Raw genomic sequence first — 14,963 nt, forward strand, 5'->3', positions numbered from 1 at the left:
CTCGCTTAATCCAGCGTGATACTCAAACCGAGACCGCGCAACTCGTGCAACAGCACATTGAGTGACTCGGGGATACCCGGTGTTGGCATAGGATCGCCCTTCACGATGGCCTCATAAGCCTTCGAACGTCCTACAGTATCATCAGACTTAATGGTCAGGATCTCCTGAAGAACATGGCTGGCGCCAAAGGCCTCCAGAGCCCAAACCTCCATCTCACCAAAACGCTGTCCACCGAACTGGGCCTTACCACCAAGTGGCTGCTGAGTAATCAAGCTGTACGGACCAATTGAACGAGCGTGCATCTTGTCCTCAACCATGTGACCAAGTTTCAGGAAGTAAGTGATACCAACTGTTGCGGGCTGGTCGAACATCTCACCAGTCTCACCATCATAAAGATGAGTTGAGCAGAGACGTGGCAGACCGGCCTTGTCAGTCCACTCTGCGAGGTCATCAAGCTTAGCACCATCGAAGATTGGCGTAGCGAACTTCACACCAAGGCGCTTACCTGCTGCACCGAGAATAGCCTCGAAAATCTGACCGAGGTTCATTCGAGAAGGCACACCCAGCGGGTTCAGGACAAGGTCTACAGGACGGCCATCCTGAAGGAATGGCATATCTTCCTGACGTACCACCTTCGATACGATACCCTTATTACCATGACGTCCGGCCAACTTATCACCTACACCGATCTTACGCTTCTTGGCTACATATACCTTTGCCATCTGCAGAATACCGTTGGGCAGCTCGTCACCAATCGTAATGGCGAACTTGCGGCGCTTCTGCTCTGCATCAAGCAGCTTGTATTTCTTCATGAAGTTGATAATCAGCTTGGCTATCAACTCATTCTTGTGCTCATCATTTGTCCAGTTGCTGATCTGAACGTCACCGTACTCAAGGTTACGCAGGGCTGTTGCGGTAAACTTACTGCCCTTAGTGATAATCTCGGCACCGGTATAGTCCTTCACACCCTGAGACGTCTTACCCTTGGTCAACTCCATGAGCTTGTCGATCAGGATATCCTTCAGGTCATCAACCTTTGCCTCATACTCTTCATCAATCTTGGCCAGCGTTATCTTATCCTGCTGCTTAGACTTACGGTCCTTAATAGCACGGGCAAACAGCTTCTTGTCGATGATAACACCACTCAGCGATGGGTTAGCCTTCAATGAAGAGTCTTTTACATCACCTGCCTTGTCGCCGAAGATGGCACGGAGCAGTTTCTCCTCAGGTGAAGGATCACTCTCACCCTTTGGCGAAATCTTACCGATCAGAATGTCACCTGGCTCTACACGTGCACCAACACGGATGATACCATTCTCATCAAGATCTTTGGTAGCTTCCTCACTGACATTGGGGATATCGGCAGTGAACTCTTCAACACCACGCTTTGTCTCACGAACGTCGAGAGAGTACTCATCAACATGTACGGAAGTAAGAACGTCCTCACGAACAATGCGCTCGTTGAGCACGATGGCATCCTCGTAGTTATAACCCTTCCAAGGCATATAAGCTACAAGCAGGTTACGACCCAGTGCCAACTCACCATTCTCAGTAGCATAACCCTCTGTCAGGATATCACCCTTCTTCACACGCTGTCCCTTCTCACAGATAGGACGCAGGTCGATGGTCATGTTCTGGTTGGTACGACGGAACTTAGGAATACGATACTCCTTGAGTGCAGGCTCGAAGCTAACGAACTCCTCATCCTCTGTGCGATCATAAAGGATACGGATGGTTGTAGCGTCAACATACTCAATCACACCCTCACCCTCTGCAGTCACCATTGTACGAGAGTCTTCACAAACCTGCTTCTCAATACCAGTACCTACGATAGGAGCCTCGTTATGAAGCAGGGGCACTGCCTGACGCATCATGTTAGATCCCATCAAAGCACGGTGAGCATCATCGTGCTCCAGGAACGGAATCAACGAAGCGGCGATAGAGGCAATCTGCTGTGGAGACACGTCCATCAGATCAACATCTGTAGGAGGCACAACGGGGAAGTCAGCATCCTGACGACACTTAACGACCTCACGGATGAATGTACCGTCATCGTTCAACGGAGCATTACCCTGACCGATAATGTGCTCAGACTCTTCCTCAGCAGTCAGATATACAATATCATTATTATCAAGATTGGCAACACCATTCTCAACCTTACGGTATGGAGTCTGGATGAAGCCAAGTTCATTAATCTTGGCATATACACACAAAGATGATATCAAACCGATGTTAGGACCTTCAGGGCTCTCAATCGGGCAGAGACGTCCGTAGTGTGTATAGTGTACGTCACGAACCTCAAAACCTGCACGCTCACGAGACAGACCGCCAGGACCAAGAGCAGAGAGACGACGCTTGTGAGTTACCTCAGCCAGCGGGTTGGTCTGGTCCATGAACTGTGACAATGGGTTGGTTCCGAAGAACGAGTTGATAACGCTAGAGATAGTCTTGGCGTTAATCAGGTCTGTTGGATTGAACACCTCGTTGTCACGAACGTTCATACGCTCACGGATGGTGCGGCTCATACGTGCCAGACCAATGGAGAACTGATTAGACAGCTGCTCACCAACGGTACGAACACGACGGTTTGACAGGTGATCGATATCATCGACAGCTGCCTTAGAGTTAATCAGCTGAATCAAGTACTTGATAATCTCGATAATATCCTCCTTAGTCAGCACACGAACATCCATATCGGTATCGAGGCCCAACTTCTTGTTGATACGATAACGACCTACATCACCCAAGTCGTAACGCTTATCTGAGAAGAACAGGTTCTGGATAACCTCACGTGCACTTGCATCATCAGCAGGGTCTGCATTACGCAGCTGACGATAGATGTAGAGCACAGCCTCCTTCTCTGAGTTAGATGTATCCTTGGCCAGCGTATTGAAGATGATAGAGTAGTCCTGAGCCATCGACTCATCCTTATGTACAAGGATAGTCTGTGCGCCACTCTCCAGAATCTCCATCATATTGTCCTCAGTGATCTCGGTCTCACGTTCCATGATCACCTCGTTACGCTCGATAGATACAACCTCACCCGTATCCTCATCTACGAAGTCCTCATTCCAGCTCTTCAGCACACGAGCAGCAAGCTTGCAGCCCAGGACCTTCTTCAGAGCCGTCTTGTTGACCTTCACCTCCTCAGCGAGATCAAAAATCTGAAGAATATCCTTATCGGTCTCGTAACCGATTGCACGCAACAGAGTTGTAACGGGCAGCTTCTTCTTACGATCGATATATGCGTACATCACATTGTTAATGTCTGTAGCAAACTCGATCCATGAACCCTTGAACGGGATGATACGTGCTGAGTAAAGCAGTGTACCGTTAGCATGAACGCTCTGGCCGAAGAATACGCCAGGTGAACGGTGCAACTGAGATACGACTACACGCTCGGCTCCATTGATAACGAAAGTACCATTGGCTGTCATATAAGGAATCGGGCCCAGGAATACATCCTGAACAACGGTATCGAAATCCTCATGATCCGGATCGGTACAATACAGTTTCAGCTTAGCCTTCAAAGGCACACTATAGGTGAGGCCTCGCTCCAAACACTCGTCGATGGTGTAACGGGGCGGGTCGATATAGTAATCCAGGAACTCAAGAACGAAGTTATTACGCGTGTCGGTGATAGGGAAGTTCTCTGCGAACACCTTATACAGACCGTCATTCTTGCGTTCCTCAGGCGGAGTGTCCAACTGCAGGAAGTCTTTGAATGACTTTAATTGCACATCAAGGAAATCCGGGAACGGCAGAGGATTCTTGACGCTGCCAAAATTTACTCTGTTATCAATGATTTTTGAAGCCATATATTAACTTTGGAATGTTATAAAGACAAAAAATGGTCGGGAACTCTCTACTGGAGAGTCCCCAACCAAATAGTATTGTTGTGCGAATTACTTCAGCTCAACCTCGGCACCAGCAGCCTCGATAGTCTTCTTGAGGTTCTCAGCCTCTTCCTTAGAAAGACCCTCCTTAACGGTAGCGGGAGCACCGTCAACCAGATCCTTAGCCTCCTTCAGACCAAGACCACAAGCCTCCTTAACGGCCTTAACGACCTGGAGCTTAGCAGCGCCAGCTGACTTCAGGATTACGTCGAATGAAGACTTCTCCTCAGCAGCGGCAGCCTCGCCACCTGCGGCGGGACCAGCAGCTACAGCAACGGCTGCAGCAGCAGGCTCAATTCCATACTCGTCCTTCAGGACTGTTGCCAACTCGTTTACTTCTTTTACAGTAAGGTTTACCAACTCTTCTGCAATAGCTTTAATATCTGCCATTTTATTTAAAATTTTTAATTGTTTTTACTAATGTTCGTTCGGCCTTGCCGTTTGGCGCAGCCAAGAATGTTACTCTTTTCGCTTATTTGTTACGCTCAGCGACAGCGTCAAGCAGACCGTGGATCTTACCACCGGCGTTCAAGCCAGAAACGACGTTCTTGATCGGCGACTGCAGCAGAGCCACAACCTCGGCGATAAGTTCGTTCTTGCTCTTAATAGCTACCAGCTCATCAAGCTTGTCAGCACCAACGAAGAAGCTCTCCTCAGCATATGCACCCTTGAGGGCGGGGATACCTTCCTTCTTGTACTCCTTGATCAGCTTGGCGGGTACGTTAGCTGTCTGTGCGAACATAACAGCTGTATTCCCTTTCAGACAGTCATACAACGGAGAGAAATCGATCTCAGATGCCTCAAATGCCTTCTGAAGAAGAGTATTCTTCACTACCAGCAGTTTGATTTCATTCTTGAAGCACTTGCGACGGAGGTCAGAGGTCTTCGCTGCATCCAATCCAGTCAGGTCGACCAGATAGAAATGAGGGAATGCCTTGAGCTGCTCTCCGAGTTCTACGATGATAGTATCTTTTACTTCCTTTTTCATTTGTCTAATCTTTTAACGAGTTATTCAACTGATTTAGGATCTACCTTGATACCCATACTCATAGTGCTTGAGAGGAAAATACTCTTGATGTATGTACCTTTTGCAGCAGCAGGCTTCAGCTTGATAATGGTAGAGATGAACTCCTTCGCATTCTCAAAGATCTGATCTGCAGTGAAGTTGATCTTACCGATTGATGTGTGCACGATACCGGCCTTATCAACCTTAAAGTCAATCTTACCCTGCTTTACTTCCTTTACTGCCTTAGCAACATCCATAGTAACAGTACCACTCTTTGGGTTAGGCATCAGACCACGAGGACCGAGTACACGGCCGAGGGGACCTAACTTACCCATGCAAGATGGCATAGTGATGATAACATCAACATCTGTCCAACCGCCCTTGATCTTTTCGATATACTCGTCAAGACCAACATAGTCAGCGCCTGCTTCTTTTGCAGCAGCCTCCTGATCAGGAGTACAGAGAGCGAGCACACGTGTAACCTTACCAGTTCCGTTTGGCAGCGATACAACGCCACGAACCATCTGGTTAGCCTTACGTGGGTCTACGCCCAAGCGTACATCGATATCGACTGAAGCCTCAAACTTGGTGGTGGTAATCTCCTTCACCAATGCAGCGGCTTCTTTCAAAGAGTATGCTTTCCCTGCTTCAACCTTATCAGCTACCAACTTTTGATTTTTTGTCAGTTTACTCATTTTTCTAATTGAAGTTATTAATTATTTACCAGGGAAGTCCCCTTCTACAGTGATACCCATACTACGCGCTGTACCAGCAACCAGCTTCATAGCTGACTCAACGGTAAAGCAGTTCAAGTCCTTCATCTTATCTTCGGCGATAGCACGAACCTGATCCCAAGTTACCTTGGCCACCTTCTTACGGTTAGGCTCAGCGCTTCCGCTCTTCAGCTTAGCAGCCTCCTTCAGCTGTACAGCTGCGGGAGGAGTCTTCAGCTCGAAAGAGAATGACTTATCAGTGTAGTAAGTGATAACGACAGGAATAATCTTACCTGCCTTATCCTGGGTTCTGGCGTTGAACTCTTTGCAGAATCCCATAATGTTAATACCCTTAGAACCCAGAGCAGGTCCTACTGGGGGTGAAGGATTCGCAGCGCCACCTTTAATCTGTAATTTGATTAATCCAGCAACTTCTTTAGCCATTTCTGTTAATAATTTATTGAATTGTTATATAAGCCTTAGGAGTGGAAGCCTCCTGCGACCGATATACAGAATCGGCGAACCGTAACAATTTCGCCTTATTCTTTCTCTACCTGATTATATCCAAGTTCCAACGGTGTCTTACGACCGAATATCTTAACCATAACTTTCAGCTTATGCTTCTCAGCATTCACCTCTTCGATGACTCCACTGAAGCCACTGAAAGGTCCATCAGTTACCTTTACTGCCTCGTCAACCATATAAGGAACACCGATTTCCTCTGTTTTGATTTCAGTCTCCTCAGCCACACCAAGGATGCGGTTGATATCAGACTGCTTGACGGGAGTAGGATTGTCCATACCGCCGAGGAAGCCTAACACATTAGGGATAAAGCGCAGAGTGTGCGCCATCTCACCCTGAAGATTAGCTTCAACAAGCACATAACCGGGAAGGAACAGTTTCTCCTTAACCACGCGCTTACCATTACGGAGCTGCGCATATTTCTCTGTTGGTAACAATACCTGACCAACATTAGCTGCAAGCACCGTATCATGCTTCATGAGGGCCTCAAGATATTCCTTTACCTTGCCCTCTTTTCCGCTAACAGCACGAAGTACATACCATTTCATTCCTGTCTGAGCCATCTCTCAACGATCAATTATCCTGGATAAACCAGGCTCATTACAGACTTGAATACGAAATCCATTGCCCATACTACCAATGCAATAACAAGTGAAGCTGTAAGCACCACTACCGCACTGTGCGTCAACTCTTTACGCGTAGGCCAAGTTGTCTTGTGAGCCAACTCGTCATAACAAGCCTTGCAATAATTAATAATTTTCTTAAACATAATCTTTAATCTTTGCACGGGAAGGAGGACTCGAACCCACGACCCTCGGTTTTGGAGACCGATGCTCTACCAACTGAGCTATTCCCGTAAGTAAGCCCCCGCCCTATGTGCGGGGGCCTGAGTATCTAGTTTTTACTAGAGAGTCTAGACAATCTAGAGCTATGAGGAGATTAGTCCTCGAATACCTCTGTGATCTGGCCAGAACCAACGGTGCGACCACCCTCACGGATAGCGAAGCGCAGACCCTGGTTCAGAGCTACAGCGTAAATCAGCTCTACAGTGATCTCTACGTTATCACCAGGCATTACCATCTCAACACCTGCGGGGAGAGAAATCTCACCTGTGCAGTCCATGGTGCGGAGATAGAACTGAGGACGATACTTGTTTCCGAATGGAGTGTGACGACCACCCTCTTCCTTCTTCAGAACGTAGATAGAAGCCTTGAACTTCTTGAATGGCTTGATCTGACCTGGATGGCAGAGTACCATACCACGCTTGATCTCGTTCTTATCGATACCACGGAGAAGCAGACCTACGTTATCACCAGCCTGACCCTCGTCAAGAATCTTACGGAACATCTCAACACCAGTAACAACTGACTTCTTATCCTCACCGAGACCGAGCAGCTCAACCTCGTCACCTACGTGGATAACACCAGTCTCGATACGACCAGTAGCTACAGTACCACGACCTGTGATAGAGAATACGTCCTCAACAGGCATCAAGAAAGGCTTGTCGGTAGCACGAGGAGGCTCCTGGATCCAAGTGTCACAAGTATCCATCAGCTCCATTACCTTCTCTTCCCACTTAGCAACACCGTTCAGTGCACCAAGAGCAGAACCACGGATAATAGGAGTATCATCCTCGAACTCATACTGAGAGAGAATCTCCTGAACCTCCATCTCAACGAGCTCCAGCATCTCCTCATCCTCAACCATATCGCACTTGTTCAGGAATACAACCAGACGGGGAACGTTTACCTGACGAGCGAGCAGAACGTGCTCACGAGTCTGAGGCATAGGACCGTCAGTAGCAGCAACAACAAGGATAGCACCGTCCATCTGAGCAGCACCAGTTACCATGTTCTTCACATAGTCGGCGTGTCCCGGGCAGTCAACGTGAGCGTAGTGACGAGTCTTTGTCTCGTACTCAACGTGAGCGGTGTTAATAGTGATACCACGCTCCTTCTCCTCGGGAGCGTTGTCAATCTGATCGAATGACTTAACCTCAGAGAGACCAGCCTTTGCCAGCACAGTTGTGATAGCAGCTGTCAGAGTTGTCTTACCGTGGTCAACGTGACCGATAGTACCGATGTTTACGTGCGGTTTGGTGCGCACAAAATTCTCTTTTGCCATTTTACTTGTTTATTAATCTTGTTAATTATTACGAATTTTCAGTTCCTCCTTCAAAATCAAGAGAGCTGTAACTGAGAGTTGAACTCAGGACCTCTTCCTTACCAAGGAAGTGCTCTACCACTGAGCTATTACAGCGAGTTTCGAGCGGAAAACGGGGCTCAAACCCGCGACCCCCAGCTTGGAAGGCTAGTGCTCTATCAACTGAGCTATTTCCGCAAAACGGCATTTCGTCCTCGCCTCAGCAAAAGCAAGCTTCTGCGTTCGGCTCGCGATCAATTCCGCAAAACATCTCTTGGGAGTGGGTGCTGATGGATTCGAACCACCGAAGTCGAAAGACAGCAGATTTACAGTCTGCCCCATTTGGCCACTCTGGAAAACACCCGTTTGGCTTTCACCATTTTCGTTCCCGAACTTTCTTCTGAGCCTTCAGCCCGATTGGCTTTCGCCGACCCTTGAGTATGAACTCAATTGGCTTTCGCCTTTCCTTGAGCCTCTTGTCGGATTCGAACCAACGACCCCGAGATTACAAATCACGTGCTCTGGCCAACTGAGCTAAAGAGGCTTTTCTAAGCAGCCGTTCTCTGTTTCAGATTTACGACCTGTCGGAAAACGGCTGCAAAGTTACGACTTATTTTTGAATTACCAAAACTTTTCCAAGTTTTTTTTATCTATTTCTCAATTTTTCCTTGAATTTCTGCAGTTGAGCCCTCATTGAGTCGACACAAAGGTCAATACTTTCCTCAAAAGTGTCACTTGTCTTCTCTACGAAAAGAGTGCTTCCAGGTACTATCACAGACAGGCTTGCTTCCTTATTCTGTGCAGTGGCGGGCTTCACAACTTTCAATTGCACCTCTACTTTCTGTATATCTTCAAAAGATTTTTCCAACTTAGCGATCTTCTTGTCGATGAACGCCTGTAGCTTCTCGGTAGCGTCGAAATGAATCGACTTAATCTTAATCTCCATAGTTACCTCCTATTTTAAAATAGTTATTAATAAAGGTTCAGGCTCTTGGGTGAGCCTCTTTATAAACTCGCCTTAACTGCTCGAACGTGGTATGGGTATAGATTTCTGTCGTACTGACGCTCTCATGACCCAGCAGGTTCTTGATACTCTCAAGCCCTGCACCATTGTTGAGCATAGCCGTTGCAAAGGAGTGACGTAAGACGTGAGGCGAGCGTTTCTTGAGCGAAGTAACCATCGACAGGTATTTATGAACCGTGGCATAAACCTGGCTCCCCGTCATCCGCCCACCTTTGTTATCAAGAAACATAGCACCGTTATTATCATCGAACTGCGAGTCGCGAAGTGTCATATACTGACGGAGCGCGTCTGCAAGTTCTCTTCCGAAAGGAACGATACGCTGCTTATTTCTCTTTCCCGTCACCTTTAGCTGTCCTGCATTGAAATCAACATCATCGTCGTTCAGTCCTGTAAGCTCTGACCGTCTGAGGCCTGCTTCATATAATAATATTAATATGGTACGCGCACGTACATTATTAAAATCATCATTCCATTCAAACTGATCCAACAGTCTGTCCATTTCTCCTTCGCGCAGGAACTGCGGCAGCGGCTTCGACCTCTTCGGTCCGGTCACGGCATGTGCCGGATCCTTCTCAACCAGTCCTCGCTTTAGGGAAAAGCGATAAAAGGAACGCAATGCGCTCAACTTCTTATTGATTGTTGATGCAGAGTTTCCTTTATCCATCAGACCCTCCATCCAGTCACGGATCAGGTCGGTATCCACCGCCTGTAGAGAGAGCCCGCTATCCCTTAAGCTGATATACGATTCGAATTCCCGTAGGCCTTCCTCGTATGTCTGCACTGTCTGCGGAGATGCGCTCCGCTCATAGCGCAGGTAGTTCAGAAACTGGTCAATCATCATAAATCGTCACCAATACCTTTTCGGCTACGAATTTACGGAAATTTCCCGAAACTACCAAATTTTTTAGGGAATTTTTATTCCTCGTTTGTGCGAAGCTGCTGTACGTAAACGGCATGCTCCATCTTCAGGCGCTTCAGAACAGAAGGCTTGTCAAACTGCTGACGACGACGCAGCTCTTTAACAACACCTGTCTTCTCGAACTTTCTCTTGAACTTTTTGAGGGCCTTCTCGATGTTCTCGCCTTCTTTTACTGGTACAATAATCATTTGCTTTTGTTTTTAAAATTTTATGTTAAACTTACCGCCTCGGGCCATAGGGCCACGAAAAGCGGGTGCAAAGTTACTGTTTTTTTAGATAACTTACAAGTTTTTAGCCACTTTTCTTTCATTTTCAGTCCTTTTTTCCTTCCATTTTCCCTAAAAAGGGGCCAAAAAGAAAGGTTGGAACAATACAGGACTTTGCTCCGACTAAAATGCCACTTTACTCCGACGAAAGTCAGACTTTACTCGGAGGCAGACTTCGCTCAGCATTTTTCCACAGACGACTATATCGCCGCACAGGCTTCGCGAAGCCATTCCACATCTTCCGCGTCAAGATGTGGCGAGAGCGTATCGAAGACACGCTGGTGATAGGTATTAAGCCACTCTATCTCCTCTTGCAAAAGCATTTCCTTGATGACAGGAGACTTATCGATGGGACAGAGCGTCAACGACTCGAACTGAAGGAACTTACCAAACTCTGTTTCCTTATAGGGCGTGATGAGAAGAGTGTTCTCAATGCGCACGCCAAATCTTCCTGCAAGATAGATTCCGGGTTCATCAGTCACAGTCATCCCTTCTACAAAAGGAGCAGCTTTATATTCCATACGGATCTGGTGGGGGCCTTCATGCACATTCAGATAGGTTCCCACCCCGTGACCTGTGCCATGAAGATAATTCAGACCTTCGCGCCACATCGCCTCACGAGCCAGGATATCTATCTGTGTACCACTCGTTCCTGAAGGAAACTTACAGAGTTCCACCTGTATATGGCCTTTCAGCACTAAGGTATAGATTTTCTTCTGTTCTTCCGTCAGAGGACCAAGGGCAATGGTTCGAGTGATATCTGTCGTTCCATCAAGATACTGGGCGCCACTATCGAGCAGCAGAAAGCCTTCAGGTTTCAAAGCCATATCCGTTTCAGGTGTGGCCTCATAGTGCACAATAGCGCCATGAGTCTGATAACCTGCGATGGTATCAAAAGAGATGTCACGATAGAGCGGCTGCTCAGCCCTGAGCGATGTAAGCTTCTCATCTACAGACATTTCCGACTGTTCACCAGACTCAACGGCAGGTTTCAGCCAACGAAGGAATTTCACCATTGCGATGCCGTCTTTCAGCATCGCCGACTTAAATCCCGCTATTTCTATGGGGTTCTTAATGGTCTTCATCCGTTTAACGGGCGACTCTTCCTCAACGATCTCACGAGTAACGGTCTTATAGAGCGTATAGTTCACCTCATCAGGATCGAGCAGGATATTATACTCGAAGTAGTCTCTCAATCCCTTCTTCACATCTTCATAGGGCGCTACATCCACCCCCTCTGCTTTCAGATAAGCCATCACATCCGGTGACAGTTTCACCTTATTTATATATAGAGTGACGTGCTTCGATGAAATCAGCAGATAACTGACAAACACTGGATTACAATGCACATCAGAACCCCTTAGATTCAGAGTCCAGGCGATATCGTCGAGAGCCGACATCAACATACCATCGGCATGCAGTCTGCGCAAAGCCTGACGAATACGGGCTATCTTTTCATGAGCAGCCTGTCCTGCATACGTCAACGGATAGACTTCTACAGGGTTTTCAGGTATCGGGGGACGGTTCTTCCAAATGACAGCCAGCGGATCCATATTTGTTCTGAGCGTAATACCGCCTTGTCTGCGCAAATCAGCAATCAGCATCTTCACTGCACTAGCAGAATTAACCATTCCATCGACTCCCACTTCAGCGCCAGCGCCACACTCCTGTCCAATCCATTCCGCAATCGTAGGCGTTCCTTCTATCTTGAGTTTCATCAACAGGATCTCCGTACCCTTCAGTTGTTCTTCTGCCGCGAGAAAGTAGCGGGAATCAGTCCACAACGCAGCAGAGCTCATGGTCACGACAAGAGTACCAGCAGAGCCATTAAAGCCGCTGACATACTCCCTGCCCTTCCAATGATCGGGCACATATTCACCCTGATGGGGGTCAGTACTTGGAAAGATAAAGGCCGAAAGATGTTCACGTTGCATCACCTCTCGAAGAGCGGCTATTCGCTGGTTTATATCCATTTTTTATTCATTTTGTAATTTCGACTTTACAAAGGTACAAAGAAATAGTTAGAGATTCAACTGATTAACGAAGATTAATAGTAAAAAGAGACTGAATATGGCGTTTTTTTTGTAACTTTGCAGCACTTTTTTGAGTATTCATTCAAATTATAATTATACAATTATGGCATTCTTAACAAACGAGAAACTGGTTATCGTCGGTGCAGGCGGTATGATCGGTTCAAACATGGTGCAGAGCGTGCTGATGCTCGGCCTTACTCCAAACATTTGTTTGTATGATATCTATGAGCCAGGTGTTCATGGTGTTTACGATGAGATGTGTCACTGCGCTTTCCCTGGTGCAAACATCTCTTATACTGTTGATCCTAAAGAGGCTTTCACTGGTGCTAAGTACATCATCTCTTCAGGTGGTGCCCCACGTAAGGAGGGTATGACCCGTGAGGACCTGCTGAAGGGCAACTGCCAGATTGCAGCCGACTTCGGTGAGAACATCAAGAAGTACTGTCCTGACGTGAAGCATGTGGTTGTTATCTTCAACCCCGCTGACGTAACAGCCCTGACAGCTCTGATCCACTCAGGTTTGAAGCCCAACCAGCTGACCTCTCTGGCAGCTCTCGACTCTACCCGTCTGCAGCAGCAGCTGGCTCAGGAGTTCGGTGTACAGCAGGACAAGGTTACAAACGCTTACACTTACGGTGGTCACGGTGAGCAGATGGCAGTATTCGCCAGCAAGGCTCTCATCGATGGCAAGCCTCTCTCAGAGCTCTCACTCTCTGCTGAGCGTTGGGAAGAGATCAAGCACATGACTACACAGGGTGGTAGCAACATCATCAAGCTCCGTGGCCGTTCTTCATTCCAGAGCCCCGCTTATCAGGCTGTCAAGATGATTGAGGGTGCTATGGGCGGTGAGCCCTTCAAGTGGCCTGCTGGTTGCTATGTCAACGCTTACGGCTTCAAGAACGTGATGATGGCTATGCCTACCGTTATCGACAAAGATGGTGTTCACTTTACTCAGCCTGAGGGTACTGCTGAGGAGATGGCTGCATTGCAGGCTTCTTACGAGCACTTGCAGAAGATGCGCGATGAGATCATCTCACTTGGCATCATCCCTGCTGTAGAGGACTGGGCTAAGGACAATGCAAACCTCTAATTAATACTATATAAAAGGGCAGCATGGTGCACCCATGCTGCTCTTTTTTTGTGTTTTCATGGATATCAAACAACTCTTTCTTTATTACTATAGGCCACTATGTCTGTACGCACTACACTATGTCAATGATACTGACGTGGTGGAAGACTTAGTGCAGGAATGCTTTGTAAGACTGATAGAGAAAGAGCCTGTAGCTAACGAGAAAGCATGGCTATATGCAACCGTTAGAAATACCTGCATAGACCACCTCCGTCGAAAATTCCCACAAGCCACCGACATCCAACCCACCGACCTTGAAGGAGTCATCAGTGATGAAGAAGCCGCCGAGCGAAGTTTGCACGAAGCAGAACTCTGGACAGCCATAGACTCACTGCCAGAGCGATGCAGAGAGATCTTCCTGATGGCGAAACAAGACGGGATGAAGTACCATGAAATAGCAGAAGAGCTTCATATCAGCGAAAAGACCGTAGAGCATCAGGTCAGCAAGGCTTTACGGTTTTTGCGTAAGAAGTCTGGCGACTATTTCTACCTCCTTAACCTTGTTTAACACTATCAGGATGGGGGGAAGCTTTATTTCCTGCGTCATAGCAGAAAAAGCAAGAACCCAAATGAAAGAAATTAAAATCACTACTGGGACCAGTACGGTCCTGACTCCGCTTCTCATCATGATCACCATGATGCTTATGTCAAGTATTACCACACAAGCACAGACAGAACAAAAGCCACGACGCTGGCATTTCGAAATAGACCTGCGCTATCAACAAGAGTTGTACCGTCATGATTGGGCGAAAGGGCGCATAGCAGATTTCGAATTTGTCGACGAGCAGTTTATCTACAAAGGTATGAAAGACTACGAAGAGACTTATAACGAGTCAAGACTCGACAATTTCGAATACGGCGGCAATACACTGATGCTTTATGAACTTTATGATTTGAACCGCCACATGAGCATCGGCGCAGGACTCGGCATCGGCCGTTCATTCACACAAGAGATGTGGCAGTTTCCCCTCTTCGCCACCCTGCACTATAAACCTTGGAGTTCAAGACCCCACACCTATCTGTTTTCGGAACTTGGCTGGACATTTACTAATGCCGAAAACACTTCAGGCAAAGGTGTCGACGGACTAATGTTTAACCTTGGTGTAGGCAAGAGCTTCAACCTCGGCAGCAAGAAACGGCTTGACCTGAAGATAGGATACCACTTGCAACAACTGAAATACAAATGGCACTTCAATAGTTTCGATTTTACCTACATAGACAGTGACAAAATCATCACAATCGATGAACAGAACGATAAAACGAGACACACCCTACACCATCTCCAGCTAAGTGCAGGTCTGGTATTCTAACAC

15 protein-coding genes and 5 tRNA genes are annotated in these 14,963 nt (G+C 47.3%); 3 read left to right on the forward strand and 17 right to left on the reverse strand.

All coding sequences use genetic code 11. The features are described from left to right. Positions 1 to 5: 5 nt before the first annotated feature. From rpoB to T325_RS02135, 17 genes are all read right to left on the reverse strand, one after another. Positions 6 to 3,818: a DNA-directed RNA polymerase subunit beta gene (rpoB, locus tag T325_RS02055; protein ID WP_036909890.1), complete on the reverse strand. Its 3,813-nt coding sequence runs from the start codon at positions 3,816 to 3,818 to the stop codon at positions 6 to 8. An 87-nt stretch (positions 3,819 to 3,905) separates the two neighbouring features. Next, on the reverse strand, positions 3,906 to 4,286 hold the full coding sequence (rplL, locus tag T325_RS02060) for a 50S ribosomal protein L7/L12 (protein ID WP_036909892.1): 381 nt from the start codon (positions 4,284 to 4,286) through the stop codon (positions 3,906 to 3,908). Positions 4,287 to 4,368: 82 nt separating this feature from the next. Next, positions 4,369 to 4,884: a 50S ribosomal protein L10 gene (gene rplJ, locus T325_RS02065; protein ID WP_036909893.1), complete on the reverse strand. Its 516-nt coding sequence runs from the start codon at positions 4,882 to 4,884 to the stop codon at positions 4,369 to 4,371. Between the two features lie 20 nt (positions 4,885 to 4,904). Continuing rightward, a complete protein-coding gene (rplA, locus tag T325_RS02070; RefSeq protein WP_036909895.1) occupies positions 4,905 to 5,597 on the reverse strand; it encodes a 50S ribosomal protein L1 in 693 nt (230 codons plus the stop codon). A 21-nt stretch (positions 5,598 to 5,618) separates the two neighbouring features. Continuing rightward, positions 5,619 to 6,059, reverse strand: coding sequence for a 50S ribosomal protein L11 (gene rplK, locus T325_RS02075; protein ID WP_036909897.1), 441 nt, complete (start codon positions 6,057 to 6,059; stop codon positions 5,619 to 5,621). Between the two features lie 95 nt (positions 6,060 to 6,154). Then, positions 6,155 to 6,700, reverse strand: a complete 546-nt coding sequence (gene nusG / locus T325_RS02080) for a transcription termination/antitermination protein NusG (protein ID WP_036909898.1) — start codon at positions 6,698 to 6,700, stop codon at positions 6,155 to 6,157. 14 nt (positions 6,701 to 6,714) lie between these two features. Then, complete coding sequence (secE, locus tag T325_RS02085) at positions 6,715 to 6,906, reverse strand: preprotein translocase subunit SecE (RefSeq protein ID WP_036909900.1); 192 nt, start codon at positions 6,904 to 6,906, stop codon at positions 6,715 to 6,717. A 15-nt stretch (positions 6,907 to 6,921) separates the two neighbouring features. Then, positions 6,922 to 6,994 (reverse strand) — tRNA-Trp (locus tag T325_RS02090). Between the two features lie 82 nt (positions 6,995 to 7,076). Further along, the gene (gene tuf, locus T325_RS02095) at positions 7,077 to 8,261 is read right to left on the reverse strand and encodes an elongation factor Tu (protein WP_036909901.1); all 1,185 of its coding nucleotides are present in this window, start codon (positions 8,259 to 8,261) and stop codon (positions 7,077 to 7,079) included. A 63-nt stretch (positions 8,262 to 8,324) separates the two neighbouring features. Further along, positions 8,325 to 8,396 (reverse strand) — tRNA-Thr (locus tag T325_RS02100). Positions 8,397 to 8,404: 8 nt separating this feature from the next. Next, a tRNA-Gly gene (locus tag T325_RS02105) sits at positions 8,405 to 8,477 on the reverse strand. 83 nt (positions 8,478 to 8,560) lie between these two features. Continuing rightward, a tRNA-Tyr gene (locus T325_RS02110) sits at positions 8,561 to 8,643 on the reverse strand. Between the two features lie 106 nt (positions 8,644 to 8,749). Then, a tRNA-Thr gene (locus T325_RS02115) sits at positions 8,750 to 8,823 on the reverse strand. Between the two features lie 102 nt (positions 8,824 to 8,925). Beyond that, on the reverse strand, positions 8,926 to 9,225 hold the full coding sequence (gene hpf, locus T325_RS02120) for a ribosome hibernation-promoting factor, HPF/YfiA family (RefSeq protein ID WP_036909903.1): 300 nt from the start codon (positions 9,223 to 9,225) through the stop codon (positions 8,926 to 8,928). A 37-nt stretch (positions 9,226 to 9,262) separates the two neighbouring features. Continuing rightward, complete coding sequence (gene xerA / locus T325_RS02125) at positions 9,263 to 10,144, reverse strand: site-specific tyrosine recombinase/integron integrase (RefSeq protein WP_036909905.1); 882 nt, start codon at positions 10,142 to 10,144, stop codon at positions 9,263 to 9,265. 74 nt (positions 10,145 to 10,218) lie between these two features. After that, the gene (gene rpsU / locus T325_RS02130; protein ID WP_028902393.1) at positions 10,219 to 10,410 is read right to left on the reverse strand and encodes a 30S ribosomal protein S21; all 192 of its coding nucleotides are present in this window, start codon (positions 10,408 to 10,410) and stop codon (positions 10,219 to 10,221) included. Positions 10,411 to 10,688: 278 nt separating this feature from the next. Then, entirely contained in the window at positions 10,689 to 12,461 is a 1,773-nt protein-coding gene (locus tag T325_RS02135) for an aminopeptidase P family protein (protein WP_036909907.1), read from the reverse strand. Positions 12,462 to 12,624: 163 nt separating this feature from the next. Here T325_RS02135 and T325_RS02140 point away from each other — a divergent pair, with 163 nt between their 5' ends. From T325_RS02140 to T325_RS02150, 3 genes are all read left to right on the forward strand, one after another. Next, the gene (locus T325_RS02140; protein WP_036909908.1) at positions 12,625 to 13,611 is read left to right on the forward strand and encodes a malate dehydrogenase; all 987 of its coding nucleotides are present in this window, start codon (positions 12,625 to 12,627) and stop codon (positions 13,609 to 13,611) included. A 58-nt stretch (positions 13,612 to 13,669) separates the two neighbouring features. Then, a complete protein-coding gene (locus tag T325_RS02145; protein ID WP_036909911.1) occupies positions 13,670 to 14,158 on the forward strand; it encodes an RNA polymerase sigma-70 factor in 489 nt (162 codons plus the stop codon). 61 nt (positions 14,159 to 14,219) lie between these two features. Continuing rightward, positions 14,220 to 14,960: a hypothetical protein gene (locus tag T325_RS02150; protein WP_036909912.1), complete on the forward strand. Its 741-nt coding sequence runs from the start codon at positions 14,220 to 14,222 to the stop codon at positions 14,958 to 14,960. The last annotated feature ends 3 nt before the right edge of the window (positions 14,961 to 14,963 follow it).

The sequence above is a fragment of the Prevotella sp. FD3004 genome, from assembly GCF_000746155.1.
GTDB lineage: Bacteria > Bacteroidota > Bacteroidia > Bacteroidales > Bacteroidaceae > Prevotella.

Bases quoted from the DNA above. Each gene is read 5' to 3' on its own strand.
- secE (WP_036909900.1), bottom strand. From the start codon at position 6,906: ATGTTTAAGAAAATTATTAATTATTGCAAGGCTTGTTATGACGAGTTG.
- T325_RS02135 (WP_036909907.1), bottom strand. From the start codon at position 12,461: ATGGATATAAACCAGCGAATAGCCGCTCTTCGAGAGGTGATGCAACGT.
- rplK (WP_036909897.1), bottom strand. From the start codon at position 6,059: ATGGCTAAAGAAGTTGCTGGATTAATCAAATTACAGATTAAAGGTGGC.
- rplL (WP_036909892.1), bottom strand. From the start codon at position 4,286: ATGGCAGATATTAAAGCTATTGCAGAAGAGTTGGTAAACCTTACTGTA.
- hpf (WP_036909903.1), bottom strand. From the start codon at position 9,225: ATGGAGATTAAGATTAAGTCGATTCATTTCGACGCTACCGAGAAGCTA.
- rpsU (WP_028902393.1), bottom strand. From the start codon at position 10,410: ATGATTATTGTACCAGTAAAAGAAGGCGAGAACATCGAGAAGGCCCTC.
- T325_RS02150 (WP_036909912.1), top strand. From the start codon at position 14,220: ATGAAAGAAATTAAAATCACTACTGGGACCAGTACGGTCCTGACTCCG.
- T325_RS02145 (WP_036909911.1), top strand. From the start codon at position 13,670: ATGGATATCAAACAACTCTTTCTTTATTACTATAGGCCACTATGTCTG.
- rplA (WP_036909895.1), bottom strand. From the start codon at position 5,597: ATGAGTAAACTGACAAAAAATCAAAAGTTGGTAGCTGATAAGGTTGAA.
- tuf (WP_036909901.1), bottom strand. From the start codon at position 8,261: ATGGCAAAAGAGAATTTTGTGCGCACCAAACCGCACGTAAACATCGGT.
- rplJ (WP_036909893.1), bottom strand. From the start codon at position 4,884: ATGAAAAAGGAAGTAAAAGATACTATCATCGTAGAACTCGGAGAGCAG.
- nusG (WP_036909898.1), bottom strand. From the start codon at position 6,700: ATGGCTCAGACAGGAATGAAATGGTATGTACTTCGTGCTGTTAGCGGA.
- rpoB (WP_036909890.1), bottom strand. From the start codon at position 3,818: ATGGCTTCAAAAATCATTGATAACAGAGTAAATTTTGGCAGCGTCAAG.
- xerA (WP_036909905.1), bottom strand. From the start codon at position 10,144: ATGATGATTGACCAGTTTCTGAACTACCTGCGCTATGAGCGGAGCGCA.
- T325_RS02140 (WP_036909908.1), top strand. From the start codon at position 12,625: ATGGCATTCTTAACAAACGAGAAACTGGTTATCGTCGGTGCAGGCGGT.